The following is a 24925-nucleotide window of genomic DNA, read 5'->3' as shown; positions in this document are numbered from 1 at the left end:
GGAAATTTGGAAATCTCGCAATCGGATCTATCGAACTGATCGGAGTGCCTCCGGCAGCAGGATCACGCTGATGTCCCATCGGCGGCCGCCATCCTTTCGTTCGGCGACGGCGATCGCCTTGCCGTCGTCGGACCAGGCCGGCAGCGTGAAGTCTCCTTTGAGGATGCGGCGCGGGTCGCGGCCGTCGGCGCGTGCGATCCACAGATCTCCCTCGCCGTCGACGTAGGCGACGCGGTTCAGTTCGGCGGGCGACCATCCCCAGAACTCGCCGTCGTAGGGTTCGCGCCCGTCATTTCGCTCGTGGAGCACGAGCCGGCCGAGACGGAACACCAGCTTCTTCTGCATGCCGCCCATGTTGTGGGCGTCGCCCATCCGCGTTTCCAGGCTGGCGATGCCGTACATCGGCATCTTCGCGTCGGTCGCACTGGTGATCGAACCGAGACCCGTGGGACTGCTGCGGCGCGCTTTCCGCTCCCAGTATTTCTCCGACGCTTCGGTGTGCGCCTTGAGCCTGCGCAGCTCGGTGCCCTGCGCGGGAACGAGGAGGTAACGGCCGGACAGCGAGCCATCCGGATTGGCCATCACCCCCTGCAGCAGGAGGGCGCCGTTGTCCCAGGTGATCTCGGCCAGGATGCCGCCATCGATGTCCGCCGCCGTAATCGTCAGCACGTGCTGCTTCTCGACCGCCTGCGCGGCGGCGGGCGCGGGGGCGCCGGCGAGCACGATCAGCAGCGGCAGCATGCGGTTCATTATCTTCATTATCACCACCCGGCGGCGCTCCGGATCATCTCACGCCAGGCGGGCGCCAGGGTCCATTTCAGGACGATATCGAGGGCCAGACCGGCGGCAGCGAGTACCAGCCATCGGGTGTGCGCGCGAAGGGAAAAGGGGAAGCCGAGGACGCGGCCGAGAAACGGGCCGCCCAGCACCACGCCGAGCGTGACGAACGAGGCGATGCGAATCAGCGCCCACGGCACCCACGCGAGTGCCATCGCCTGCCACGGGTTCGAGCTGGCCGCCCCCAGGGCGCCGGCGTAATACGCCATGTAGTTCATGAGCACGGCGCCGAGCGCCATCGCCAGGCTGGCGCCGGTAGCCAGCGCGAGCAGGCAGAACACGGACGCGTGCGCCAGATGGGTGATGACGAACAGGCGCGGATCTCCCTCGGGTCCGATGCCCGTGTTCAGGTACTCGAACATCTCTTTGCGGTACGCCTCGCCGCGCAGGAAGAGGCGCCCGGCTGCCGGCGTGTCGAGGTACGAGTAGACCGTCGCGCAGACCCCGAGCGCGGCGGCCCAGACGAGCATTCTCCAGACGGCTTCGCCGATGCGGCCGCGCCGCAGCGAGGCGATCATGAAGGGGAAGGCGGGCACGACGTTGAGGAACGGCACCAGCGCCGGTACGCCAACCGCCGCGGCCGCCACGTAGGACAGGGCGGTGCCGCCGACGATTGCGGCCGGAACCAGCGCGGGACCCATCGCCGGGGAATATACTCCGCCCATGAGACCCGTCCTTCCGTGCTGTGGCGCGCTCGTGCTCGTGCCGATCCTCGCGGCCGGCGCCTTTCAGGCCGCGCAGGCGCCGCCCGACACCGAGATCTTCCTCGCGCCGCTGAAGAGCGCGGGCGGCCTGCTGGAGGTCGGCACGCCGGTCAACATCACCGTCAACCCCGGCTACGACAACCAGCCGTTCTTCACGCCGGACGGCAAGAGCGTCCTGTTCACGTCCATCAGAGGTCCGGCCGCACCCGCGGGCGGCGGCTCGCTGACGCAGACGGACATCTACCGCTACCACATTGCCTCGAAGACCGTCGCTCGCGTGACGCAGACGGCGGAAGGGGAGTATTCGCCGACGGTCATGCCGGATGGCCGGCGCATCTCGGTGATCCGCGTGGAAGCAGACGGCACGCAGCGCCTGGCGAGCATCGCGCCCAGCGGCCCGAAGATCCAGGTGGACGTGATCCTGCCGGACGTGAAGCCGGTGGGCTATCACGCGTGGGCCGACGAGCACACCGTCGCGATGTTCATCCTCGGCGCCGGCGGGGCGCCCGCCACGCTGCAGGTCGCCGACACGCGCACCGGCAGCGCGCGCCTGATCGCCACCGACATCGGCCGCTCGCTTCAGCGGATGCCCGGCACCGGTGCGACGCGGCACATCAGCTTCGTGCAGCGCACGCGCGACGGGGACAAGATGACGTTGACGATCAACCAGCTCGACGCGGCCTCGGGACAGGTGACGCCGCTCACGCCCGCCGTCGACGGCGCGCGGGAGGCCGACCTCGCGTGGACACCCGGCGGCACGCTGCTGATGGCGAAAGACGGCGTGCTCTACGGGTGGAAGCGCGGACAGCAGGGCTGGAAGGAAGTCGCGGCGCTCGAAAAGCTGAGCTTGAACGGGGTCTCGCGTCTCGCGGTAAGCCCAGCCGGTGATTACCTCGCGTTGGTGGCACTTGCGACACAGGGGCGTTGATATACTCGCCTCGGGAATTCCGAGTGTCTCTGGTGCCCGACCGCCCTGTCGTGCTGCTGGTGGAAGACGACCCGGAGGGCCGTCTCATGTACGCGGAGTGGTTGCAGCAATCCGGGTTTCACGTCGAGCAGGCGCACAACGGCCTGCAGGCGCTCGAGCGCGCCTTCGACCTGCTGCCGGACGCCATCCTCACAGACTTGAACATTCCGGGGATCGACGGGTACGAGCTGACGCGCCGGTTGAAAACCGATCCGCGCACCCAGCACATTCCGATTCTGGCCGTGACCGGCTATGCGCCGTTCACCAACGACCCGTCGCGCGCCGATCGCGCCGGCTGCGACGCGATCCTGCCGAAGCCGTGTCTCCCGGACGATCTCGAGGCCACGCTCACCGGCCTGATCACGCAGGCGCGGGGCCGGCGGACCGCTTGAGCGGGATGGCGTCGGTGATGATCGTCGAGGACGATCGCGATACGCGGGAGATGCTCGGGCGATTTCTCGAACTCGAAGGGTTCGAGGTGCACACCGCGGCGAACGGGCAGATCGCGCTCGAGGCGCTGCGCGAAGTGGGCAGCGTGCCGAGCGTCATTCTCCTGGACCTGATGATGCCGGTGATGAACGGCTGGCAGTTCCGCGAGCGCCAGGCGCGCGACCCGCGCTTCTCGCAGATTCCCGTCGTGGTGGTCACCGCCGCCGGCCCGCGCGAGGATATCCCGCAGATCACCGCTGACGCATGGCTATCGAAGCCAGTTGACTTCGATCGGCTGCTGGCGACGATCGATTCCCTCTGTCGTAAGTCATAGCCGCCGCCGCGGCTCGCAGTTTCAACTGCTCGATGGTCTTCGCCAGCAGCGTCGTCTGGCGCGCGTCGATGCCGTAGATGTCGTCGCGGAACTGCAGGATGCCGTCGGCGGAGACGCGGGCGGTCCAGTAGCCGAGATACACCGGCAGCGGCCGCCGCAGCTTCACCGACCTCTCGGTTCCCGCGTGCATCGCCTCGGCGATGCGCTCGGGCGTCCAGTCGGGCTGGTCGCCGAGCACGTACTCCGCGAGCTTCTGCGGCTGTTCCACGCGCACGCAGCCATGGCTGAACGACCGCGTCGCGCGCGCGAACAGCGAGTCCGCCGGCGTGTCGTGCAGGTACACGTTGAACTGGTTCGGGAACATGAACTTCACCAGGCCGAGCGAATTCGAGGAGCCCGGCCGCTGCCGGAACCGGTATTCGCCCACCGACGCGAGATCGATCGACGACGGATCGACGACCTCGCCGCGCTTGTCGAGGACTTCCATGTTCGTGCGCTGGAGAAACGCCGGATCGCGCAGCGCCGACGGCACCGTCTCGTTCCTGGCGATCCCGGACGGGACGTTCCAGTACGGCGAGAACACGACGTAGGTCATGTCGTCCGCAAAGATCGGCGTCGGCGTGTCCTTCTTGCCGACGACCACCCGCATCGACAGCGGCACCTGGCCGTTCTCCCACACCTCCAGCCGGTACTCGGGCAGGTTGACGAGGATGTGCCGATCGCCGAGCTCGCGCGGCAGCCAGCGCCAGCGCTCGAGATTCAGCGCGATCTGCTGCACGCGCGCGTCCGCCGGCACGTTCATCTGCGCCGCGGCGGCGCGGCCGACGACGGCGTCGGGCTCGAGGCCGTGGCGCCGCTGGAACCGCTTCACCGCCTCCTGCAGGTCGGCGCCGTATTCCGGGTTCGGATCGTCCTCCCGAACCGGCCCGGCGTAGTCCCCCGTCGCGGCCAGCCGCCGCGCGAGTGCCAGCACGTGAGGATGACGCTGGCCCGGCTTCAGTTTGATGTCCTGCGGCACCAACGGCCAGCCGCCGCGCTGCGCGATGTCGCGGTACTTCGCCAGCGCCTCGCGCAGCCGCGTGTACTGCTGATGCGCCGGCGTCAGTTCCTGGAGCGACTGCCCGACGCGATGCTCGGCGAGCGCCTTCTCGAGCAGCGGACCCGGATCGGTGCGCTTGTCGCGCAGCTTCCAGCTCGGATCGGCGTGCGACAGGCCCGCGATCCCGTTGGTGACGTCCGAGGCGTAGCGCAGGTAGAGGTACGTCAGCCAGACGTCCAGATCGGCGGCCTCGGCTTCGTCGAAGCCCTTGGTGGTGAGAAAGCCGCGGCCCGCCTCCTGCCGCCGTGACGTGAGCAGCTGCACGTTGTACAGCGCCGGATCGAGTCCTTCGCGGTCCGCCGCCTGCAGGACCGCGATCAGTTCATCCATCTCGCGCCGAGGTTTGCGATCCTCGATCCACGCGAAGGCGTCGCCGCGTTTCTGATAGAACTGACGCGTGAGCTTCCAGAGCCGTCCGCCTTCGGCGTCGCGCCCGACGAACGCCGGCGTACCTTCGGCGAGCACGGACGTCACCGTCCTCGGGTCGCTCCCGGACGTTCCGGCGGCGCCCTCGTCCGCGCGTTTGCCGCGATCGCCGCAGCCGGCGATCAGCGCGGCGGCGATCGCTGCCGCCGCGAGCCGTGTGCTTCGCATCCTCGGCCTCCGCTTCTTTGTTTCAGCAAGCGAAGTGCCTGCGGCCGCGCTGGTGAAAACGTCCGATTTTCGTGGATGTGTGTAGGTGGCTACCCAGTCCAGACGCCAACCGCGGAGCTTGTTGGAAGAGGTCCGGCGCGACCGCAACATCGTCGCTGCCGGCCTGCTGTCGGATCTGGCGATCCTGCAGAGCTCGGAGCGCAGCGCTTTCGGATACAAGCGCGCGGCGCGGGCGCTCGCCGCCGGCGTCGATCGCTCGGTCGTCGACCTGATCGAGGAAGGCACGCTGCGGGACGTTCCGTATGTCGGCGCGTCGAGCGAGCGCGTCGTGTCCGAGCTGGTCCGCACCGGCGGGTCGGCGTCGGTGGACGCGGCGGTCAGCGCGTCGGCGAAGCGGGGAGAAGTGGAGAAGCGCCGGCGCTTCCGCCGCGCGTACTTGAGCCGCCACGCGCTGCGTCTGGCGCTGGACGCGCCGCTGGCGAAATCGGTGGTCTCGCCGCGGGCGTATCGAGGGGACCTGCAGATGCACTCGACCTGGAGCGACGGTGTCGAGTCGGTGGCCGATCTGGCGGAGGCGGCTTATGAGCTCGGCTGGGCGCGCATCGGCGTCACCGACCACTCGTACGGATTGCCGATCGCTCGCGGCATGAGCATGGACGCCGCCATTCGGCAGCATCACGAGATCGACGAGGTGAACGCGCGCTTCGCGGGGCGCGTGCGCGTCTACAAGGGGGTCGAGGCGAACATCCTCGCCGATGGCACGCTGGATCTGCAGCCCGGCGAGCGCTCGGTGTTCGAGTACGTGCTCGCCTCGCCGCACTCACAGCTGCGAAAGGACACCGATCAGACCGCGCGGATGCTCGCCGCGGTGGCGGCGCCCGGCGTGGCGATCCTCGGCCATCCGCAGGGCCGGATGTACAACAGCCGTCCCGGGATCACGGCGGACTGGCGGAAGGTGTTCCGCGAAGCCGCGGCGCGCGGCGTGGCGATCGAAATCGACGGCAACTGGCACCGCCAGGACGTCGACTACGAGCTCGCCGCCGTGGCGCTGGAGGAGGGCTGCCTGTTCGCGCTCGACAGCGACGCCCACAGCATCGCCGAGTTCCCGTTCACCGACTACGCCATCGCCCACGCCCGGATTGCGCAGGTGCCCGCTGATCGCGTGGTGAACTGCTGGGACGAAGGGAAGTTCGACGACTGGCTGAGAGAACGCAGCGGCCAAGTCACGAAGCAGCTTCGCAATAAAGGCACGAAGGCACAAAGGCACGAAGCCAACAACTCGAAGAAAAAAACAAAAGCCTAATCGGGCTTCGTGCCTTCGTGCCCTGGTGCCTTCTTTCCGAAGGCCGCCGCAAGGTAGCGGGACGGCAGCGGGTGATCGAGCTTGTCGCCTATCGCCCGTGACGCGGCGGCCACACCGTCGATGTTCACGCCGGTCTCGATTCCCATCCCGTTCAACATGTAGAGCAGATCCTCGGTCGCCAGATTGCCGGTCGCCCCGGGGGCGTAGGGGCAGCCGCCGAGGCCCCCCGCGGACGCGTCGAAGGCGGCGACGCCGAGGTGCAGCGAGGCGAGCACATTGGCGAGCGCGGTGCCCCGCGTGTCGTGGAAGTGCAGCGCGATCTGCTTCAGCGGCAGGCGGGCCATCACGGCCTCGAGGACGCGGGGAACCTGGCCGGGATGCGCGATCCCGATGGTGTCGCTGATCGCCACCTCGTACGCGCCCATCTCGATCAGCGCCGCGGCCACGCGCGCGACGGCCGACGGATCCACCGCCCCTTCGAACGGGCACCCGAACGCGGTCGAGACGTAGCCGCGCACCGGAAGCGAGGCGGCGCGCGCGCGATCGCAGACGTCGCGGTAGCGCTCGAGCGAGGCGTCGATCCCCTGGTTGATGTTGCGGCGGCTGAAGGATTCCGAGGCGGCGGCGAAGACGGCGACTTCGTCGGCGCGCGCCGCGATCGCCCGCTCCAGCCCTTCCACGTTCGGCACGAGCGCGGTGTACCGCGTCCCGGAACGGCGCGCGATGCCGGCGAACACCTCCGCCGCATCGGCCATCTGCGGCACCCACTTCGGGCTGACGAACGCAGATACCTCGATGATCGAGTGCCCGGCCGCCGACAGCGCATCGACGAACGCAATCTTGCCCGCGGTCGGGATGGACGCGGCTTCGTTCTGCAGTCCGTCGCGCGGGCCCACTTCGACGATCCGCACGCGGGGCGGAATCATAGGATCTCGATCAGGCTGGTGTCCGGCTGCACCAGCTCTCCAGGGCGGCAGTGTACCGCCACGACGCGGCCGTCGCCCGGCGCGCGGACCGGCAGCTCCATCTTCATCGCCTCGAGCACGATGAGGATGTCGCCGTGCTTGATCTCGTCGCCGGCCTTGACCTTCACGTCGATGACGGTGGCCGGCATCGGCGCCGTGAGCGAGCCCGCCGGGGCCGACGAGCGGGCCCGCGCGGAGTGCTGCTCCGCGATCTCGTACGTCACGCCGTCGTGAAACACCCACGCGGTGCCCCCCGCCTCGACGGCATGGAGACGCGTGATGCGGTCGCCGTCGCGGACGATCAGCTCCCCCGGCGACGATCCCGGACGCACCTCCGCCATCAGCGGCCCCACCCGTGGAGCGTCGTCCATGGATCAACTGCGGGCGTCGTCGCGGCCGCCGCGGGGCGCGCACCGCGGGCGTACGCCGCGGCGGTGACGACGATTTCCGGCGGAGGCGGGACCTCGAGGAGCGCGGACAGATGCTCGTCCACGAACCCGGTGTGCACATCTCCCGCTGCAAAGGCCGGATGCCGCAGCACGTTGATCAGGAACGCCACGTTCGTGCGGACGCCGAGGATGGGGAAGGCGCGCAGCGCCGAAATCGCGCGCGCGATCGCCGCCTGGCGCGAGTCCCCCGCGGCGATCAGCTTCGCGAGCATCGGATCGTACTGCACCGGGACGTCCATCCCTTCGACGAGGCCGCTGTCGATGCGAATGCCGGGACCGGCGGGTTCGCGGTAGACGCGCAGCGGGCCTGCCTGGGGCAGGAAGCCGGCGCCCGGATCTTCCGCGTAAACGCGGCACTCGATTGCGTGGCCGCGCTGTGCGAGGTCGTCCTGTGCCCACGGGAGCGGATGCCCCATCGCGACCAGCAGCTGCGCGCGCACCAGATCGGTGCCCGTCACCAGTTCGGTGACCGGATGCTCGACCTGCAGGCGCGTGTTCATCTCGAGGAAATAGAAGGACGCGTCATCTCCCTGCCCCTCGAGGAGGAACTCGATCGTGCCGGCGTTCTGGTAGCCGACCCCCCGCGCCGCCGCGATCGCCGCCGCGCCCATCCGCCGGCGCACGGCCGGGGTCAGCGCCGTCGACGGACTTTCTTCGACGATCTTCTGGTGGCGGCGCTGCACGGAGCACTCGCGCTCGAACAGATGGACGACGTGTCCGTGCGCGTCCGCGAAGACCTGGATCTCGACGTGCCGCGGCCGGCGCACCAGCCGCTCGACGTACAGCGTGCCGTCGCCGAACGCCGCCTGTGCTTCACGGCGCGCGGCGGGAATCGCCTCGGCGAGCGCGCGGTCGCCGTCGGCCGATCGCATGCCCTTGCCGCCGCCGCCCGCCGACGCCTTGATCAGCACCGGAAACCCGATCGCGCGCGCGGCGGCGGCGACGCCGCCGTCACTCTGGTCGCTCGGTGTGCGTCCGGGCACGACCGGAACGCCGGCCCGCTCCATCAGCGCGCGCGCGCCGATCTTGGAGCCCATGCGCTCGATCGCGGCGGCGGGCGGACCGACGAACAGCAGCCCGGCCGACGCGCACGCGTCGGCGAAGGCGGCGCGTTCCGAGAGAAATCCGTAGCCCGGGTGAACCGCATCGGCGCCCGAGCGGCGCGCCGCGTCGATGAGCGCGGACACCTTCAAGTAGCTCTCTGCGGCGGGGGCGGGACCGATCGGGATCGCGAGGTCGGCGGCGCGTACGTGCGGCGCGTCCGTATCCGCGTCGGAGTGGACGGCGACCGTTTCAATGCCGAGCTCGCGGCAGGCCCTGAAGATCCGGATCGCGATCTCGCCGCGGTTGGCGACCAGCAGCCGCCGGATCGGACGCGTCACTGCAGCCATGACGGTGGGCGCTTCGCCAGGAACGCGCCCATCCCTTCCTGGCCTTCCTTCGACGCGCGGCGCTCGGCGATCGCCTCGATCGAATACTCGACGGCGCTCGTCCGCGCCCCGTCCGCCACCGCGGCAATCAGCCGCTTCGCCGCGGCGACGGCCTCGGGCCCCGAGGTGAGCAGATCGTTGACGTACTTCGCGACCACGCGATCGAGGTCGCCCGGGTCGGCCACGGCGTGAACCAGACCGATTTCCCTGGCGCGGGCGGCCGAGAAGCGCGCGCCGGTCAGGAACAGCTCCCGCGCCGCGGACCGGCCGATCTTCGCGATCGTATACGGCGAGATGACCGCCGGGATGATGCCGAGCTTCACCTCGGTCAGCGCGAACGCCGCATCGTCGGCGGCGACGACGATGTCGCAGACCGCCGCGAGGCCGACGCCGCCGCCGAGCGCGGCGCCGTGCACGCGGCCGATCAAGGGAATCGGCAGCGCATCGAGCGCCGCGAACATCCGTGCCGCCTCCCGTGCGTCCCGCACGTTCTCCTCGTGCGTGTACGCCGCCATCTTCGACATCCACGTCAGGTCCGCCCCGGCGCAGAACACTTTTCCCGCGCCCGAGAGCACCGCGACGCGCGCCGCGCCCCCGGCGGACACCGACTCCGCCCACCCCCGAAGCTCGGCGATCAGCTCCTCGTTGAAGGCGTTGCGCACGTCAGGCCGGTTCAGCGTGACGCGAACGATGGGACCGTCGAGTTGAACTTGTAGCGGCATACACTCCGGCCTGCGGCTTACGGCTTACGCTCCGGCCTGCGGCTTACGCTCCGGCACAAAGGTCACAAAGACCACGAAGACCACAAAGACTCCTTTGTGATCTTAGTGTTCTTTGTGATCTTCGTGCCGGAGCGCAACCTCGTGGCAGCGCGCGCTCACATACGGAACACGCCGAACTTCGCCTCGGGGATCGGCGCATTGAACGCCGCGGAGATGCCCAGCGCCAGCGCCTGGCGCGTCTCCGCCGGATCCAGGATGCCGTCGTCCCACAGCCGCGCCGTGGAGTAGTACGGCGACCCCTCGCGCTCGTATTTCTCGAGGATCGGCTCGCGGATGGCGGCTTCGTCGTCCGCGCTCAAGGTCTTCCCCTGGCGGGCGAGCTGATCGCGCTTCACCGCCGTCAGCACGCCGGCGGCCTGCTCGCCCCCCATCACCGAGATGCGCGCGTTGGGCCACATCCACAACAGGCGCGGCTCGTAGGCGCGCCCGCACATCCCGTAGTTGCCGGCGCCGAACGAGCCGCCGATGACGACGGTGAACTTCGGCACGACCGAGTTGGCCACCGCGTGCACCATCTTGGCGCCGTCCTTCGCGATCCCGCCGCGCTCGTACTGCCGGCCGACCATGAACCCGGTGATGTTCTGCAGGAAGATCAGCGGCACGCCGCGCAGGTTGCACAGCTCGATGAAATGCGTCGCCTTGAGCGCCGATTCCGAGAACAGCACGCCGTTGTTGGCGACGAAGCCGACGAGAAAGCCGTGCAGGCGCGCGAACCCGGTGACCAGCGTCGTGGCGTAGCGCTCCTTGAACTCGTCGAAGCGCGAGGCGTCGACCAGCCGCGCGATCACCTCGCGCACCTCGTACGCCTTGCGCGTGTCGGCGCTGACGATGCCGTAGATCTCGTGCGGGTCGTACGCCGGCTCCTCCGGCGTAGCGACGTCGGCCGGCAGCCGCTTGCCGCTGTTCAGCGTCGTGAGGATCGTCCGCGCCAGGTGCAGCGCGTGCTCGTCGTCCTCGGCGAGGTAGTCGGCCACGCCGGAGAGGCGCGTGTGCACGTCGGCGCCTCCCAGGTCCTCGGCGCTGACTTCTTCACCGGTGGCGGCCTTCACGAGCGGCGGCCCGCCGAGAAAGATCGTGCCGGTGCCGCGCACGATGATGGTCTCGTCCGACATCGCCGGCACATACGCCCCGCCGGCCGTGCAGGAGCCCATGACCACCGCGATCTGCGGAATGCGCTCCGCCGACATGCGCGCCTGGTTGAAGAAGATCCGTCCGAAGTGATCGCGATCGGGAAAGACCTCCGCCTGCAGCGGCAGGAACGCGCCCCCCGAGTCGACCAGGTAGACGCACGGCAAGCGGTTCTGCAGCGCGACTTCCTGCGCGCGCACGTGTTTCTTGACGGTGACGGGATAGTAGGTGCCCCCCTTGACCGTCGCGTCGTTGGCGACGATCAGCACCTCACGGCCGGCCACGCGGCCCACGCCGGTGACGATGCCGGCGGCCGGGGCGTCGTTGTCATACAGGTCCCAGGCGGCCAGCGGGGAGAGTTCGAGGAAGGGGGACCCCGGATCGAGCAGCCGCGCGATCCGGTCGCGGACCGGCAGCTTGCCCTGATCGCGATGGCGCTGGACGTACTGCTCGCCACCCCCCTGCCGGGTCAGTTCGGTCCTTTGCCGTAACTCGGCGACCAATGCCGCCATGCGGTCCTGATTGCGCCGGAAGTCCTCGCTGGTGGGATCGATGCGGGTCTCGAGCCTGTCCATCAATGCCTCGGATTATAGCCGTGATGGGAATTTGAACAAATGTCTGGTATCTGGACAGTCTGCACGCAATGTGTATATATTTATCCCGATTATGACGACACCGAAGAAGCGGTATCGCGTATTGGCCATTGACGACGAGCCGGCCATGATCGAGTGGCTGAAAATTCTGCTCGAACACGAGGGCTACGAGGTGCGCACCGCGATGATCGGGACGCGGGGCGAGGAGATCTTCAAGACCTGGAAGCCCGACGTCGTCATCACCGACATGCTGCTGCCCGACATCGACGGGCTGGAGCTGCTGCGGAAGTTCAAGCAGACCCACGGCGACACCGAAGTGATCGTCGTGACCGGCCACGGCAGCGTGCCGAAGGCGGTCGAGGCGATGAAAGGGGGGGCGCATAGCTTCGTCGAGAAGCCGATCGAGCCCGATACCCTCCTGGCGATGCTCGAGCGGGCGATCGAGCGGCGGGACCTGGTCGGCGAGAACCTGCTGTTGAAGCAGAAGCTCGAAGGGCAGTTCCGGTTCGGCAACATCATCGGCAAGAGCAAGAAGATGCACGAAGTGCTCGAGCTGGTGGAGAGCGTCGCCGGCAGCGACGCCAACATTCTGATCCAGGGGGAGAACGGCACCGGCAAGGAGCTGATCGCCAACGCGATCCACTACAACTCCAAGCGGGCCAAGGGGCCGTTCATCAAGATCAACTGCGCCGCGATCCCGAAGGACCTGATCGAGTCGGAGCTGTTCGGCTACAAGAAGGGGGCCTTCACGGGGGCGCAGACCGACAAGGAAGGGCTGTTCGAGATGGCGGAGGGGGGCTCGCTGCTCCTCGACGAAATCGGGGAAATGCCGCCGTACCTGCAGACGAAGCTGCTGCGGGTGCTGCAGGAGCGCGAGTACCGGCCGATCGGCAGCGATCGGATCGTCCGCGTCGACTTCCGGCTGGTCTGCGCGACGAACATCGACCTCGACGCGGCGCTGCGCGACGGGAAGCTGCGCGAGGATCTCTACTTCCGCATCAACACCATCACCCTGCGCGTCCCGGCGCTGCGCGAGCGCACGGAAGACATTCCGCTTCTCTGCGAGCACTTCCTCGAGAAGTACAAGACGCGCCATCAGCGCAACGTCAAGTCGATCGCGCCGGCGGCGTATCACGTGCTGATCCGCCACCGCTGGCCGGGCAACGTCCGCGAGCTGGAGAACGTGATCGAGCGCGGGGTGCTCGTGGCGAAGGGGACGGAGATCACCGTCAACGACCTGCCCGAGTCGCTGCGCACCGAGAGCGCGACCACCACCGAGTTCGTCATCCCGCCGCACCGCACGCTGGCGGAGATCGAAAAGATGGCGATCCTGCAGACGCTGCAGCGCACGAACTGGAACAAGCAGGAGGCGGCACAGATCCTCGGGCTGTACCGCCCGACGCTCTACAGCAAGATGAAGAAGCACGAGATCCAGGATGGCGGGAAGTCGGGCGCGCGTCGCGCCGCCAGCGCTGGCGCGTAGCCGCGGCGCGCCGCTGTCGGGGTCCGCTACTCATCCTTGCCGCGGGGATTCGGCTCTCGGCGATCGCCTGCCGCCTGCCCGGCCGGGAGCGGCGTGAACGTTCCGGCCGAAGCGAAAGCGGCGCGTGTCCCGTGGCACCCGTTTTGAAACACCCCCAGTGGACAAGGAGGCGACGTGGAAGAACGATCGCGTGTATTGCTGGCGACCCTCATCGGGGCAGTCGCCGGCGGCGTGTGGGGCTGGCTGTATCTGACCGAGGGCGGCGCCCGGGTGCGGACGCAGATCGAACCCAAGCTCGACGATTTCATCCGGGAGCTGGGGAACGTGCGCGGCACCGTCGACAAGGCCCGGACCGCGGCCAACGAGGGCTGGCGCTCGCTCAACGAGATCACCGGCGGCGCCCAGGGGCGCTGGTCGGCCTAGGGGGACACGAATCATGGACCTGCAGCCTCTGAGCGTTCCGTTGTGGATCATGGCGGTGGTGAGCGTGCTCCAGGCGCTGGTGTTGATCGGCGTCGGCGTCGCCGGCTACCTCGCGTATTCGCGCGTCATGACCCTCGTCAACGATCTCGAAGCGCGGCAGATCGCGCCGCTGCGCGAGAAGGTGGACGCGATCCTGGTGGACGTCAAATCGATCACCGCCCGGGTCAGCCAGCAGACCGAGCGGGTCGATCACGCGATCACCGGCACGATCGACCGGGTGGACGACACCGCGTCGCGCGTCCGCGCCGGCGTGCACGACAAAGTCAGCCAGGCGGTCGGCGTGGTTCGCGGCGTGCGCGCCGTGATCATGTCGCTCCTGCAGCGGGAATCACACGCGTAAGTTTTCTTTCAGGAGGCAGCACATGGCGTACGAATACGATCGATTCGAGAGGGAAGAAGGCGGCGGCTCGTTCCTGATGGGCCTGCTCGCCGGTACCGTGCTCGGCGCGGGCCTGGGCATGCTGTTCGCCCCGAAGTCCGGCTCGGAGCTGCGCTCGCAGCTCGGCACCCAGATCTCGGATTCGACCGGCCGTCTCCGCGAGGTCGCGGACCAGGGCTACCAGCAGGCGAGCGAGAAGGTGAGCCAGATCGTCGATCGCGGCCGCGAGGCCTATGACCGCGCGCGCGGGACCATGGCGGCGGCAGGCACGACCGGGACCGGCACCGACCGCACCGCCGGCGGCAACACCGGCACCGGCGCGACCGGCAACCTCGGCTCGACCGGCAATATCGGCTCGACCGGCAACTACGGAGCGTAGCAGCGGTCGGCTGTGACATGACGGAACAGCGCGCACGCCAGGTGGCCAACGTGGTGATGGCGGCCGCGGCCCTCGGGGCCGCGGTCTTCGTCCTGCGCACGCCGAGGCTCCGCCGGATGGCCTGGCAGCTCGCGCGGCAGTACGCCGCCGGGCCGCTCGCCGCCTGGACGGCCACTACCGTTCGCGACGCCTGGGACGCCAGCCGTCCGCGCGCCGCCGCGGACCAGCCGGCGAACGTGCCGTCCACGTTCGCGGGCTAGAATGGCGGCGTGATCGCGCGCCGCGCGGTTCTCCGCTTGTACGCGGAGATCCGCCTGACCCTGCTCGCCATCTGGCGTGGCGTCGTCGGGGTGTACAACAGCGAAGACCTGACGTTCGCTTCCTCGATCGCGTACTACACGCTGCTCTCCCTCTTCCCCTTCTTCCTGCTCGCATTCTCGGTGCTCGGCAGCGTCACCTCGGATCCGGCGGACCGCGCCGGGATCTTCGAGTTCGTCCTGCGCTACTTCCCGCGGCAGTTCGAGTTCGTCACGCAGCAGCTCGACGCGATGCAGCAGAACACCGTGCGGCTGGGCATCGCCGGCACCCTGCTCATGATCTGGGCGGCGATGGGCGTGTTCGGCGCCATCACCTCCGCGGTCAACCACGCGTGGGGCGTCGAGAAGCAGCCCAGCTATCTCAAGCACAAGTTGATCTCGTTCGTGATGCTCGTCGCCGCCAGCCTCCTGCTCCTGATCGGCCTGCTGCTGGTGAGCGCCGTCAACGTCGTCGAAGCGCGGTGGTTTGCCGTCGTCGCCGCCCGCGCGCCGCAACTGTCGGTGCTGCACCACTTCGCCGTGCGGTGGGCGACGACCGTCGTCTTCATCCTCGTCGTCGGCTTGATCTTCTACTTCGTGCCGAACGCAAAGGTCCGCTTCCGCGACGTGTGGGTCGGCGCCGTCGTCACCGGCTTGCTGTGGCGCGGGGCGCTGTCCGGCTTCTCCTGGTACGTCCACGACATGGCGCGGTTCAACCGGCTCCATGGATCGATCGCGGCAGTCGTGGTGTTCCTCGTATGGATTTACATCTCGGCGGTACTGCTGCTCTACGGCGTCGAAGTGACGGCGGCCAACGCGCGGCTGCGGCGCCACCGTCCCGACGAGATTCCGGCGGCTCCGGCGCCACGCGTGTGACGAGGGTTCCATGGTTCGCATGATGTGGCTGGTGCTCGCGGTGCTGCCGGCGTCCGCGATCACGCTGATCTCCGTCGCCGACGAGATCAAGCTGGGACGCGAGGCGCAGAAGCAGGTCCGCGCCTCCACGCCGCAGGTCCAGGGCAGCACCGCGTCGTACGTCAGTTCGCTCGGCCGGCAGCTCGCCGCCAGGGCGGGCGGGCCGAAGTATCCCTACGGCTTTTCCGTCGCCAACTACCGCGACTTGAACGCGTTCGCCCTTCCCGGCGGACCGGTCTGGGTGCATCGCGGCGTCCTGCAGGCGGCGCGGAACGAGTCGCAGCTGGCGGGTGTCCTCGCGCACGAGATCGCGCACGTCGCGCGCCGGCATGCGGCGCAGCAGATCTCGAAGGGGATGATCGCCAACGGCCTCCTCGGCCTGCTCGGCGCGGTGCTCGGCAACACCGGCGGCGCGCGGACCGCGCAGACCGGCGCGCAGGTGATCGCCGGCGGCTACCTGATGAAGTTCAGCCGGGACGACGAGCGTGACGCCGACAAGGCGGGGGTCGACATCCTCCGCCGCGCCGGGTGGGACCCGCGCGGACTCCTCGAGTTCATGGAGATCCTCCGGGAACAGGGCGGACGCGATCCGAGCTCGGTGGAAGTCTTCCTCTCGACGCACCCGTCGCCGGCCGAGCGCGTCCAGCAGTTGCGGGCGCAGCTCGCGCGCGTGAAGCGGGGCGGCCGCCGCGACAGCGCCGCGTTTCAACGCGTCCGCGCCACGCTCGGCAGAATGCCGCCGGCGCCGCGCATGCCGCGCTAGGCGGGATCGAGATCGCGCGGCGATGGTCCGTTGAACACGCCGCCGAACTTGTCGAACCGCGATCCATGGCACGGGCAGTCCCAGCTCGAGGCCGCCGGGTTCCAGGCGACGATGCAGCCGAGATGGGGGCAGACGGCGGAACGGCGGTGCAGCGTGCCGCGTTCGTCGCGGTACACCGCCAGCTTCCGCCCCGATTCGACGATCACCGCGCCGTTGTTCGGCGTGATCTGATCGACCGAGGGCACGTCGCCGGGCGTGAGCCAGGCCTTGTACTGGAGCGCGACGTTGAGGTTCTCCTTCACCCACTCGACCACGGCACCGGTGCGCACGCGCGCGGGATCGTAGAGCTCGGTCCACGGGTTCTCGCGCCGGAGGATCAGATCGGCGATCAGCATGCCGCCGATCGTGCCGTGCGTCATCCCCATGCCGGAATCGCCGGTGATGACGTAGACATTGTCCGCGTCGAGCGGATTGCGGCCGATGTAGCCGAGGCCGTCCACGGTCTCCATCACCTGGCCGGACCAGCGGAATTCCACCGTGCCGGCGGATGGGAAGCGCTCGCGCATCCAGCTCTCGAGGGCGGCGAACCGCGCGTCGGCATCCTGCGCCTGCCCGGCCTTGTGATCCTCGCCGCCGACGATCAGGATGTCCACCGGCTCGCTGTTGTCGCCGCCCAGCTCGGCGTTGCTGGTGCGGTGCAGGCGGACGTAATGATAGGGATCCTCGGTATCCCAGTACAGCGCCGGCGTCACCGTCCCGGGTTTCACGCGCGCGCCGACGGCGTAGGTGTGATACGGCGCCTGCTTGGTGTGGATGGCGACGAGATCGTTGAACGGCGAGTTCGTCGCGATCACGATCGACGCCGCCCGGACCGCGTGACCCGCCGCCGTCCTGACGCAGGCGCGCTCGCCGCCGATCACCTCACGCGCCGCCGACTCCGAATGGATCTGCCCGCCGCGCCGCTGCACGGCCGTGGCGAGGCCGTTGAGGTACTCGAGCGGATGGAACTGTCCCTGCGCGGCGAAGCGCAGGCAGGGGCCGCTGTCGAAGCCCGTCACCGGCGCGTGCGGCAGCCGGGTGACGCGGGCCCCCGCGGTCCGCGCCGCTTCGAGCTCCTCGTCGAGCGTCGATTCCTTGTCCTCGCGGCCGAGGAACAGATAGCCGTCGAGACGCTCGAAGCGGCAGTCGACGTGCTCGTCGACGCAGATGCGCTGGATCGCGTCGATGGCGCTGGCGTGGCTCTCGCAGGCGAGCCGCGCGCCGTCGGGACCGTGCAGCCGCAGCATCTCCTTGAAGGTGTCGTCGATCACCGACGAGAGGTGCGCGGTCGTCACCGCGGTCTGGCCGTTGCCCACCGCGCCCGCGTCGATCACCACCACCGACGCCCCCTCGCGCGCGAGCAGGTACGCCGTCGTCAGCCCGGCGATGCCGGCGCCGACGATGCAGACGTCGGCGTTCGCGTCGCGCGTCAGCGGCGACGTGGACGGACGATGGCTGGTCTCTATCCACAGGGACGTGCTCTTGGGCATCGCTCACCAGCCGTAGCAAAACAGGCTCCGTACGGCAGGACAGGGAGGTCCGAAGACGCTCCCTGCAGCCTTGTGGCAGGCAGTTGTTGGCGAGGTGGTTGCCCCGGCGGAACACCTGGGCGGCGGGCCCGGCCGCTTGTGACGACCGGACGCTGTTCTATAGAGCATTCGGAATGCCAAGTCGAAACGCGGGGAAATGCGGCGGAATCGGGAGTACAGCCTCGTCAATAGCACGCGGCTGACTCTCTGATGGGTAGCCGGCTCCACACGTGAGTCCCGATCTACCTCAACCTCTCGGCTAGGAGGCTTTGAGACGTTCGTCGAGCGGCGTGACGCAGTTGTCGCAGGTGCCGCAGCGGTCGAACCCGTCCGCCTCGGCGAAGTTCTCCAGCAGGAGCTTCCACCGGCAGGCCGCACTCTGTGCGTATCGGGCCATGCGTTCCAGCTTGTTCCGATCGGCGTCCTGCCGCGCGAGATACTCGGCGGCGATGGCGTCCACGTCAGCAGTACCGAGTTCCCTCGCCATGGCCCGGATCGAGCGCACCTTTGTCCTGGGGACGCCGGCCACCTCGTCCGCGTCCCCCGCCGCGCAGACGGCCGCGACGGCATCGCGGCCGGGATACTTGCCGCCGTTGAAGAACTGGTGCGTGCGGCGGTCCTCGACCTTGTAGAGCAGCACGCACGAGGCGGGATCGCCGTCGCGTCCGGCGCGTCCGGACTCCTGGTAGTACGACTCGAGCGAGCCCGGCATGTCGTAGTGCACCACGAACCGGATCTCCGGTTTGTCGATCCCCATGCCGAACGCGTTGGTGGCGACGATCGCTTTCAGGTCGCCGGCCATGAAGCGGTCCTGCGTGTCGTGGCGCGTCCGGGCCGCGAGGCGGCCGTGATACTGCTCGACCGCCAGCCCTTCCGCCGCCAGCAGCCGCGCGGCCTCCTCGCAGTGCTTCACCGTGGCGACATAGACGATGCCGCTGCCGTCCAGCGATCTCAACAGGTTCACGAGCGTCTGCTGCTTCTTGATGTCCGACGCGGTGTGCTCGACCGAGTAGCGCAGGTTCTCGCGGTACACACCGAGGTTGATGATCGCCGGACGTCGCAGCCGCAGCTGGCGCGCGATATCGTCGATCACCCGGTGCGTCGCGGTCGCCGTCAAGGCCAGGACCGGCGGATGCTTCAGCCGCGTGATGGCCGCGCCGAGCGACAGGAACGCGGGGCGGAAGTCGTGCCCCCACTCGGACAGGCAATGCGCTTCGTCGACGACGAACAGATCCACCTGCGTCGCGCGCAGCGTCTCGAGAAACGATGGATCCTCGAGCCGCTCCGGGGTGGCGAACACGAAGTCGACGCCGCCGCCGCGAATCTCCTCGAGGATCGCTTCCACGTCGGCGGCGGGAACCGTCGAGTTCACGGCCCGCGCGCGGACGTTCAGCTCGGCGAGCTTGTCGGCCTGATCCTTCATCAGCGCGATGAGCGGCGACACGACGATCGTCGTGCCGGGCAGGTGAAGCGCCGGAAGCTGGTAGCAGAGGGACTTGCCGGCGCCGGTCGGCATGATGGCGACGGTGTCGCGGCCGGCAACGATCGACTGGATGACTTCGCGCTGCCCGGGACGGAACTCGGAGAGTCCGAAGGTCCCGTGCATGAGGCGCTCGAGAGACTTGGCGCGCGGCACGCTGCCCGATCGAGCAACGGCTGTGCCGATCAGTAGTACTGCGCGAGCGTCTCGCGCCGGCTCTCGACGAGGCGGCGCACCGGGATGAAGAGCAGATAGCTGACGCACAGCGCGAGCACGCACCAGCCGAGCATGAGCAGCGGCACGAGATCCGGCCGCTGCATGAGCCGCAGCGCGAGGACGGTGAAGAGCGCCGGTGGGGCGATCGCGGCGGCGAACGCCAGCATGCCGAGCAGGCCCGCCGCCTGATGGGCATTGCTGCTGTTGCCGATGCTGTTCAGGTCGACGGTCTTGGGAAACACGGCGGAGAGCGCCGCGGCCGCCGGGGCGATCAGCGCGTACGTGGCGATCACCGCCAGCACGAGCGCCGCCCATGGCCCGAGCGGTCCCGGCGAGAACATCAGCGCCGGAATGAGCAGGCAGAAGACGCCGGGAATCGCTGCCGTGAGCCCGTTGCCCACCGCTTTCCCGAGCAGCAGCTCGTGGACGCTCAGCGGCAGCAGCATCTGGCGCGTGAATCCCGCCTTGTCGATCGCGAACTGATTCATCGCCAGCGGGATGAGCGCCAGCAGCGACGCGAACGTGCCGAAGGCCGCGAGACCCAGCCCGTTCTGCCCGTCGAGGCCGGGGAGCGGCATGCGGCCGCTGCGATACGCGAGGCCGCCGAGCAGCAGCGGCATGAGCAGCGCCGATCCGATCGACGCCCGTCCGCGCGGCGTCCGCAGCGCCAGCCGCAGCTGCGTCATCGCCACCGCGGACGCGCCGGGGCTCAGCCCCGGGACGACGCGATCCCACAAGCCGCCGAACGATCCCGCGCGGCGCGCGCCGAGCGAGACGGGCATGTCGAGCACGCGCCGGTAGGCGACGAACCCCGCCGCCTGCACCCCGAACGCGATCAGCACGAGCGACGCCAGCGGCGGAAATCCCTCCAGCGGCGAGCGCGTGCCGCCGACGGTGGCGTGGCGGTACATCTCGGAGGGAATGTAGGGCAGCGATCGGACGGCGAGGCGCTCCAGCCGCGTCGGCGGCAGCGCGGCGCGCTCGGCCCGCGTCAACCGCCGCCCGCCTTCGCGCTCCTGGCGCAGGAGGAACTGCGGCGCCATCGCGATCAGCGGAATGATCAGCACCACGACCAGCATGACGATGTCGCCGCGGCGGCGATCGCGCAGCAGCAGGTGCACGAACGACGAGGCGAGCGAGGTGAGCCCCATCACGAAGAGCATGAACGCCACGCCGGCGAGCAGCGCGATGGCGGCGGCGGCGAACTTCAACCCGACCGCGAGCCCGATCGGCACGCCGATCACGACCGGAACGATCAGCACGATCCACGGGTCGGCGATGGCGCCGCCCATCTGGCCGATGTAGAGCCCGAGCCGCGGAATCGGCAGGAGCAGCAGGCGGATGACGCTGCCGCTGTCGCGCGTCGGCAGGACGATCGGGCCGATGAGCGTGAGCGCCAGCGCCAGGAGCAGGAAGTAGCGAATCAGCTCCATCGTCACCAGCCAGTCGCCGGTGGCGAGACCGAACCCGGCGGTCATGCCGAGGATGAGGAGGAAGATGCTGGTCGGGATGAGCAGCACCATCGCCATGATCGGCCCGAGCTTCTCGGTGGCGACCGAGAAGCGCTCGAGCGTGTCGCGCGCGCCGGTGCGCTCCAGCGAGTTGACCAGGACGCGGAAGCGCATCCACAGGAACGCGCGGAAGATGCGTCCCATCAGAGCCAGTTCAGCTCCGCCGCCGGCCGCTCGCCGCCGACGAGCTCGATGAACAGCTCCTCGAGCGTCGCGGTGCCCTGGGCACCGCCACGCACCTCGTCGATGCGCCCCTGCGCGACGAGCCGCCCGTCGGCGATGACGCCGATATGCGTCGAGAGCCGCTCGACGATTTCGAGGATGTGGGAGGTGAGGAATACCGTGCCGCCGCGGGCGACGAAGGCGTGCAGCAGATCCTTGATCTGGCGCGAGGCGACCGCGTCGATCCCCTCGAACGGCTCGTCGAGGAACAACAGCCGCGGCGCCGGCAGCAGCGCCGCCGCCAGCGACAGCTTCTTCCGCATGCCGTGCGAGAAGTCGGCGACCAGCGTCGTCGCGGCGCCGATCAGATCCATGAGCGAGAGCAGATCGGACGAGCGGGTCTTGTAGGTCTCGGCGGGCATGCCGTGCACCTGCGCGACGAAGCTGAGCGTTTCACTCGCGGTGAGGCGATCGAAGAGCGCGAGATCCTCGGGCACCACCCCGACCCGGCGCTTGATCTCGACTGCGTCGCCCGCGGGATCGAGACCGAGGATCCGGATCTCGCCGCCCGACGGGCGGAGCAGGCCGGTGAGGCACTTGATCGTCGTCGATTTGCCGGCGCCGTTGGGTCCGAGGAAGCCGTAGAAGCTGCCCACCGGCACCCGCAGGTCGATCCCGTCCACCGCGCGCTTCGATCCGAACGTGCGCGAGAGCCCGCGGGTCTCGACGGCGAATTCCATGACTTCGCGATTGTATGTCAGCATGGGGCCATGAACCGTCTGGCACGCGAGCGGAGCCCGTACCTGCTGCAGCACGCGGGCAACCCGGTCGACTGGTACCCGTGGGGCGAGGAAGCGTTCGCGAAGGCGCGCCGCGAAGACAAACCGATCTTCCTGTCGATCGGCTACTCGACGTGCCACTGGTGCCACGTGATGGAACACGAATCGTTCGAGAACCGCGAGGTGGCCGACGCGCTGAACGCCGACTTCGTCTCGATCAAAGTCGATCGCGAGGAGCGGCCGGACGTGGACCGCGTCTACATGTCGTTCGTGCAGTCGACCACCGGGTCGGGCGGCTGGCCGATGACGGTGATGCTGACGCCCGATCTCAAGCCGTTCTTCGGCGGCACGTACTTTCCGCCGGCGTCGAAGTGGGGGCGTCCCGGGTTCCTCGATCTGCTGCACGAGATCTCGCGCGTGTGGAAGCACGATCGCGCGAGAGTGGACTTCGCCGCCGCGGAACTGTTCGACCGGCTGAGAGCCGTCACCGGCGCGGACGGCCGCGCGCATGCGGAAACGGCGCTGGCCCCGCCGGACGCGCTCGCCGAAGCGGTCCAGCAGTATCAGGCCGCCTTCGATCGCCGCCACGGCGGGTTCGGGGAGGCGCCGAAATTCCCGCGTCCGTCCGAGCTGCTGTTCCTGCTCCGCGAGCACGCGCGCACCGGCGCCGACGTGCCGCTGGCGATGGCGGTCGAGACGCTTCGCGCGATGGCCACCGGCGGGATGCGCGACCATGTCGGCGGCGGATTCCACCGTTACTCCGTGGACGCGGAGTGGCGCGTGCCGCACTTCGAGAAGATGCTGTACGACCAGGCGCAGCTCGTCCTGGCATATCTCGAGGGGGCGCAGGCGTCGGGCAACCAGATGTTCGCCGCGGTGGCGGAGGACACGCTCGCCTACGTGCTGCGCGACATGCGCGATCCGCGCGGCGGATTCTATTCGGCCGAAGACGCCGACAGCGTGCCGCTCGACCTCGCCGGTGCCGCCCCGGCCGACTCGGGCGTGAAGAAGGAAGGGGCGTTCTACGCGTGGAGCGACGCCGAAATCGCGTCGCTCCTCGGCGGCGACGCCGGCGTCGTCCGGCGCAGGTTCGGCATCAGGCCGGAGGGAAACGCGCCGAACGACCCGCACGACGAGTTCAAGGGGCAGAACATCCTGTACACCGCGGCGTCGATCGACGAGATCGCCGCCGAGACGGGGCGCTCGCAGCAGGAGGTCGTCGACGTCCTCGGCCGCGCGCGGCAGGTGCTGTTCGACGCGCGCGCGCGGCGTCCGCGTCCCCATCTCGACGACAAGGTGCTGACGTCGTGGAACGGCATGATGATCGCCGCGTGCGCGCGCGCGGCGCGGGTGCTCCCGGAGCGTCCGCACGCCGGCGCATGGCTCGAGGCGGCCCGCCGCGCCGCCCAGTTCATTCGCGAAACGATGTGGCGCGCGGCGGATGGCACGCTGCTGCGGCGCTGGCGCGACGGCGAGGCCTCGATCGAGGGCTACGCCGAAGACTATTCGGCGCTCGTCTGGGGGCTGCTCGAGCTGTTCCAGACCGACGGCGATCCGTCGTGGCTCGACTGGGCGCGCGAGCTGCAGGAGCAGCAGGACGCGCGTTTCTGGGATGACGCGGAAGGCGGCTGGTTCAGCACCACCGGACACGATCCGTCGGTGCTGCTGCGGCTGAAAGAGGACTACGACGGCGCCGAGCCCTCCGCCAGCTCCGTGTCGGTGCTCAACCTGCTCACGCTCGCGCATCTGCGGGACGACGAGGAGGCGCGGCGGAAGGCGGAGCGCACGCTGGCGCGCTACGGCGAACGCGCCGGACGCGCGGCCCGCGTCATCCCGATGATGCTCGCCGGGCTGTCGACGTGGCACGCCGGCGCGACGCAGATCGTGATCGTCGGCGAAGACGGCAGCGATCTGACGCGCGAGATCGCGCGCCACTACCTGCCGTTCGCGCTGACGATCCCGGTGCGGCCGGGGGCGCAGCAGCAGGCGCTCGCGCGCGCGCTGCCGTTCGTCGCCGCCATGCGCCCGCTCGAGGGAGCCGCGACCGCGTTCGTCTGCCGCGATTTCACCTGCCGCGAGCCGGTGTCGGACTCCGGCGCGCTCGCCGAGCAGCTCCGGCGGACGGCATGACCCCGCTGCAGGTCTCGCTCACCGACGATCAGACCCGCGCCGCCTTCCGGCTGTCGCACCCGAAAGGGAACATCATCACCGCCGACATGGTCGCGGCGCTGACCCAGGCGCTGGATTCGCTGGCCGGGAGCCCGCACCTGAAACTGATCACGATCGAAGGGGCAGGCACGGACTTCAGCTTCGGCGCCAGCATTCCCGAGCATGCCCCCGGCGAGATCGACCGGGTGCTGCCGCAGATGCACGCGTTGCTCTTCGCGCTCCTCGACTTTCCCGCGGTCACGGCGGCCATCGTCCGCGGCCGCTGCCTCGGCGGCGGCTTCGAGCTGGCGCTCGCGTGCGACTTCGTCTTCGCCGAGCGGACCGCGGTGTTCGGCCTGCCCGAGATCGCGCTCGGCGTGTTTCCGCCGGCGGCGTCCGCGCTGCTGCCGGCACGCGTCGGGCTCGCGCGCGCCACCAGCGCGATTCTCACCGGCGCCGAGCGATCGGCGGACGAGTGGTTTCGCGGCGGTCTGGTCGAGCAGGTGTCGGAGCCGGGCCGCGTCGCGGCCGATGTCGACGCCTGGTTCGAGCGCCACCTGCGCGCACGGTCCGCGTCCGCACTGCGCCACACGACGGCCGCCGCCAGACTCGCGTTGCGGCAGCACGCCGGAGCCCTGCTGCCGGAGCTCGAGCGGCTATACTTGGGGGAGTTGATGGGCACTGCCGACGCGGCCGAAGGCATCGCCGCCTTCCTTGCCAGGCGGGCGCCGCGCTGGACCGATCGGTGA

The 24925-nt window shown here is 69.2% G+C and carries 25 protein-coding genes; 13 read left to right on the top strand and 12 right to left on the bottom strand.

Annotated elements, in window-relative coordinates:
* Positions 1–27: 27 nt before the first annotated feature.
* Together VFK57_23005 and VFK57_23000 are read right to left on the bottom strand one after the other, a co-directional pair.
* A complete protein-coding gene (locus VFK57_23005) occupies positions 28–750 on the bottom strand; it encodes a hypothetical protein (GenBank protein HET7698603.1) in 723 nt (240 codons plus the stop codon).
* An 11-nt stretch (positions 751–761) separates the two neighbouring features.
* On the bottom strand, positions 762–1478 hold the full coding sequence (locus tag VFK57_23000; GenBank protein HET7698602.1) for a hypothetical protein: 717 nt from the start codon (positions 1476–1478) through the stop codon (positions 762–764).
* A 22-nt stretch (positions 1479–1500) separates the two neighbouring features.
* On the opposite strand from VFK57_23000, the gene VFK57_22995 reads away from it, so the two are divergent.
* The 3 genes from VFK57_22995 to VFK57_22985 are packed head-to-tail and all read left to right on the top strand — an operon-like array spanning position 1501 to position 3271.
* Positions 1501–2469, top strand: coding sequence for a hypothetical protein (locus VFK57_22995; protein ID HET7698601.1), 969 nt, complete (start codon positions 1501–1503; stop codon positions 2467–2469).
* 32 nt (positions 2470–2501) lie between these two features.
* A complete protein-coding gene (locus VFK57_22990) occupies positions 2502–2900 on the top strand; it encodes a response regulator (GenBank protein ID HET7698600.1) in 399 nt (132 codons plus the stop codon).
* Between the two features lie 5 nt (positions 2901–2905).
* On the top strand, positions 2906–3271 hold the full coding sequence (locus VFK57_22985; GenBank protein ID HET7698599.1) for a response regulator: 366 nt from the start codon (positions 2906–2908) through the stop codon (positions 3269–3271).
* Here the strand turns inward: VFK57_22985 and VFK57_22980 are convergent.
* Positions 3189–4964: a L,D-transpeptidase family protein gene (locus VFK57_22980; GenBank protein ID HET7698598.1), complete on the bottom strand. Its 1776-nt coding sequence runs from the start codon at positions 4962–4964 to the stop codon at positions 3189–3191. The genes VFK57_22985 and VFK57_22980 overlap by 83 nt on opposite strands.
* A 121-nt stretch (positions 4965–5085) precedes the next feature.
* Between VFK57_22980 and VFK57_22975 the strand changes: the two genes are divergently transcribed.
* On the top strand, positions 5086–6267 hold the full coding sequence (locus VFK57_22975; GenBank protein HET7698597.1) for a hypothetical protein: 1182 nt from the start codon (positions 5086–5088) through the stop codon (positions 6265–6267).
* Here VFK57_22975 and VFK57_22970 read toward each other — a convergent pair.
* The 5 genes from VFK57_22970 to VFK57_22950 all read right to left on the bottom strand — a co-directional run bounded on the left by VFK57_22970 (position 6264) and on the right by VFK57_22950 (position 11596).
* Positions 6264–7193 carry a hydroxymethylglutaryl-CoA lyase gene (locus VFK57_22970; GenBank protein ID HET7698596.1) on the bottom strand — a complete coding sequence of 310 codons (930 nt, stop codon included), beginning with the start codon at positions 7191–7193 and terminating at the stop codon, positions 6264–6266. The genes VFK57_22975 and VFK57_22970 overlap by 4 nt on opposite strands.
* Positions 7190–7603: a biotin/lipoyl-containing protein gene (locus VFK57_22965; protein ID HET7698595.1), complete on the bottom strand. Its 414-nt coding sequence runs from the start codon at positions 7601–7603 to the stop codon at positions 7190–7192. Before VFK57_22965 ends, VFK57_22970 begins: the two co-directional genes overlap by 4 nt.
* Positions 7573–9072, bottom strand: coding sequence for an acetyl-CoA carboxylase biotin carboxylase subunit (locus VFK57_22960; protein HET7698594.1), 1500 nt, complete (start codon positions 9070–9072; stop codon positions 7573–7575). The genes VFK57_22965 and VFK57_22960 overlap by 31 nt, the downstream gene beginning before the upstream one ends.
* A complete protein-coding gene (locus VFK57_22955) occupies positions 9060–9833 on the bottom strand; it encodes an enoyl-CoA hydratase-related protein (GenBank protein ID HET7698593.1) in 774 nt (257 codons plus the stop codon). Before VFK57_22955 ends, VFK57_22960 begins: the two co-directional genes overlap by 13 nt.
* Before the next feature lie 155 nt (positions 9834–9988).
* Entirely contained in the window at positions 9989–11596 is a 1608-nt protein-coding gene (locus VFK57_22950) for a carboxyl transferase domain-containing protein (GenBank protein HET7698592.1), read from the bottom strand.
* A gap of 121 nt (positions 11597–11717) precedes the next feature.
* Between VFK57_22950 and VFK57_22945 the strand changes: the two genes are divergently transcribed.
* The 7 genes from VFK57_22945 (at position 11718) to VFK57_22915 (ending at position 16312) form a co-directional block, all read left to right on the top strand.
* A complete protein-coding gene (locus VFK57_22945) occupies positions 11718–13097 on the top strand; it encodes a sigma-54 dependent transcriptional regulator (protein HET7698591.1) in 1380 nt (459 codons plus the stop codon).
* A 174-nt stretch (positions 13098–13271) separates the two neighbouring features.
* Positions 13272–13520: a hypothetical protein gene (locus tag VFK57_22940; protein ID HET7698590.1), complete on the top strand. Its 249-nt coding sequence runs from the start codon at positions 13272–13274 to the stop codon at positions 13518–13520.
* A gap of 13 nt (positions 13521–13533) precedes the next feature.
* A complete protein-coding gene (locus VFK57_22935; protein ID HET7698589.1) occupies positions 13534–13920 on the top strand; it encodes a hypothetical protein in 387 nt (128 codons plus the stop codon).
* Between the two features lie 22 nt (positions 13921–13942).
* Positions 13943–14338: a YtxH domain-containing protein gene (locus VFK57_22930; protein ID HET7698588.1), complete on the top strand. Its 396-nt coding sequence runs from the start codon at positions 13943–13945 to the stop codon at positions 14336–14338.
* Positions 14339–14355: 17 nt separating this feature from the next.
* Positions 14356–14598: a hypothetical protein gene (locus tag VFK57_22925; protein HET7698587.1), complete on the top strand. Its 243-nt coding sequence runs from the start codon at positions 14356–14358 to the stop codon at positions 14596–14598.
* Between the two features lie 9 nt (positions 14599–14607).
* Positions 14608–15510: a YihY/virulence factor BrkB family protein gene (locus VFK57_22920; GenBank protein ID HET7698586.1), complete on the top strand. Its 903-nt coding sequence runs from the start codon at positions 14608–14610 to the stop codon at positions 15508–15510.
* Positions 15511–15520: 10 nt separating this feature from the next.
* Complete coding sequence (locus tag VFK57_22915) at positions 15521–16312, top strand: M48 family metallopeptidase (GenBank protein HET7698585.1); 792 nt, start codon at positions 15521–15523, stop codon at positions 16310–16312.
* On the opposite strand, the gene VFK57_22910 is transcribed toward VFK57_22915, so the two are convergent.
* The 4 genes from VFK57_22910 to VFK57_22895 form a co-directional block, all read right to left on the bottom strand.
* Positions 16309–17841, bottom strand: coding sequence for an FAD-dependent oxidoreductase (locus tag VFK57_22910; protein HET7698584.1), 1533 nt, complete (start codon positions 17839–17841; stop codon positions 16309–16311). The genes VFK57_22915 and VFK57_22910 overlap by 4 nt on opposite strands.
* Positions 17842–18139: 298 nt before the next feature.
* Positions 18140–19486, bottom strand: coding sequence for an ATP-dependent DNA helicase RecQ (locus tag VFK57_22905; protein ID HET7698583.1), 1347 nt, complete (start codon positions 19484–19486; stop codon positions 18140–18142).
* Positions 19487–19545: 59 nt separating this feature from the next.
* On the bottom strand, positions 19546–21231 hold the full coding sequence (locus VFK57_22900; protein ID HET7698582.1) for a hypothetical protein: 1686 nt from the start codon (positions 21229–21231) through the stop codon (positions 19546–19548).
* Positions 21231–22013: an ABC transporter ATP-binding protein gene (locus tag VFK57_22895; protein ID HET7698581.1), complete on the bottom strand. Its 783-nt coding sequence runs from the start codon at positions 22011–22013 to the stop codon at positions 21231–21233. The genes VFK57_22900 and VFK57_22895 overlap by 1 nt, the downstream gene beginning before the upstream one ends.
* A 6-nt stretch (positions 22014–22019) precedes the next feature.
* Here VFK57_22895 and VFK57_22890 point away from each other — a divergent pair, with 6 nt between their 5' ends.
* Together VFK57_22890 and VFK57_22885 are read left to right on the top strand one after the other, a co-directional pair.
* Entirely contained in the window at positions 22020–24158 is a 2139-nt protein-coding gene (locus VFK57_22890; protein ID HET7698580.1) for a thioredoxin domain-containing protein, read from the top strand.
* Positions 24155–24925: an enoyl-CoA hydratase/isomerase family protein gene (locus VFK57_22885; protein HET7698579.1), complete on the top strand. Its 771-nt coding sequence runs from the start codon at positions 24155–24157 to the stop codon at positions 24923–24925. Before VFK57_22890 ends, VFK57_22885 begins: the two co-directional genes overlap by 4 nt.

The sequence above is a fragment of the Vicinamibacterales bacterium genome, from assembly GCA_035699745.1.
Taxonomy (GTDB): Bacteria; Acidobacteriota; Vicinamibacteria; order Vicinamibacterales; family 2-12-FULL-66-21; genus JAICSD01.
Note: the sequence above shows the minus strand (reverse complement) of the source record. Positions and strands in the feature narration are given on the sequence as shown.

Excerpts from the sequence above, each read along its gene's own strand:
- VFK57_22985 (HET7698599.1), top strand. The coding sequence starts at position 2,906 with ATGGCGTCGGTGATGATCGTCGAGGACGATCGCGATACGCGGGAGATG.
- VFK57_22905 (HET7698583.1), bottom strand. The coding sequence starts at position 19,486 with ATGCACGGGACCTTCGGACTCTCCGAGTTCCGTCCCGGGCAGCGCGAA.
- VFK57_22890 (HET7698580.1), top strand. The coding sequence starts at position 22,020 with ATGAACCGTCTGGCACGCGAGCGGAGCCCGTACCTGCTGCAGCACGCG.
- VFK57_23000 (HET7698602.1), bottom strand. The coding sequence starts at position 1,478 with ATGGGTCCCGCGCTGGTTCCGGCCGCAATCGTCGGCGGCACCGCCCTG.
- VFK57_22895 (HET7698581.1), bottom strand. The coding sequence starts at position 22,013 with ATGCTGACATACAATCGCGAAGTCATGGAATTCGCCGTCGAGACCCGC.
- VFK57_22965 (HET7698595.1), bottom strand. The coding sequence starts at position 7,603 with ATGGACGACGCTCCACGGGTGGGGCCGCTGATGGCGGAGGTGCGTCCG.
- VFK57_22930 (HET7698588.1), top strand. The coding sequence starts at position 13,943 with ATGGCGTACGAATACGATCGATTCGAGAGGGAAGAAGGCGGCGGCTCG.
- VFK57_22995 (HET7698601.1), top strand. The coding sequence starts at position 1,501 with ATGAGACCCGTCCTTCCGTGCTGTGGCGCGCTCGTGCTCGTGCCGATC.
- VFK57_22980 (HET7698598.1), bottom strand. The coding sequence starts at position 4,964 with ATGCGAAGCACACGGCTCGCGGCGGCAGCGATCGCCGCCGCGCTGATC.
- VFK57_22885 (HET7698579.1), top strand. The coding sequence starts at position 24,155 with ATGACCCCGCTGCAGGTCTCGCTCACCGACGATCAGACCCGCGCCGCC.
- VFK57_23005 (HET7698603.1), bottom strand. The coding sequence starts at position 750 with ATGAACCGCATGCTGCCGCTGCTGATCGTGCTCGCCGGCGCCCCCGCG.
- VFK57_22955 (HET7698593.1), bottom strand. The coding sequence starts at position 9,833 with ATGCCGCTACAAGTTCAACTCGACGGTCCCATCGTTCGCGTCACGCTG.
- VFK57_22915 (HET7698585.1), top strand. The coding sequence starts at position 15,521 with ATGGTTCGCATGATGTGGCTGGTGCTCGCGGTGCTGCCGGCGTCCGCG.
- VFK57_22970 (HET7698596.1), bottom strand. The coding sequence starts at position 7,193 with ATGATTCCGCCCCGCGTGCGGATCGTCGAAGTGGGCCCGCGCGACGGA.
- VFK57_22935 (HET7698589.1), top strand. The coding sequence starts at position 13,534 with ATGGACCTGCAGCCTCTGAGCGTTCCGTTGTGGATCATGGCGGTGGTG.
- VFK57_22960 (HET7698594.1), bottom strand. The coding sequence starts at position 9,072 with ATGGCTGCAGTGACGCGTCCGATCCGGCGGCTGCTGGTCGCCAACCGC.
- VFK57_22925 (HET7698587.1), top strand. The coding sequence starts at position 14,356 with ATGACGGAACAGCGCGCACGCCAGGTGGCCAACGTGGTGATGGCGGCC.
- VFK57_22900 (HET7698582.1), bottom strand. The coding sequence starts at position 21,231 with ATGGGACGCATCTTCCGCGCGTTCCTGTGGATGCGCTTCCGCGTCCTG.
- VFK57_22950 (HET7698592.1), bottom strand. The coding sequence starts at position 11,596 with ATGGACAGGCTCGAGACCCGCATCGATCCCACCAGCGAGGACTTCCGG.
- VFK57_22910 (HET7698584.1), bottom strand. The coding sequence starts at position 17,841 with ATGCCCAAGAGCACGTCCCTGTGGATAGAGACCAGCCATCGTCCGTCC.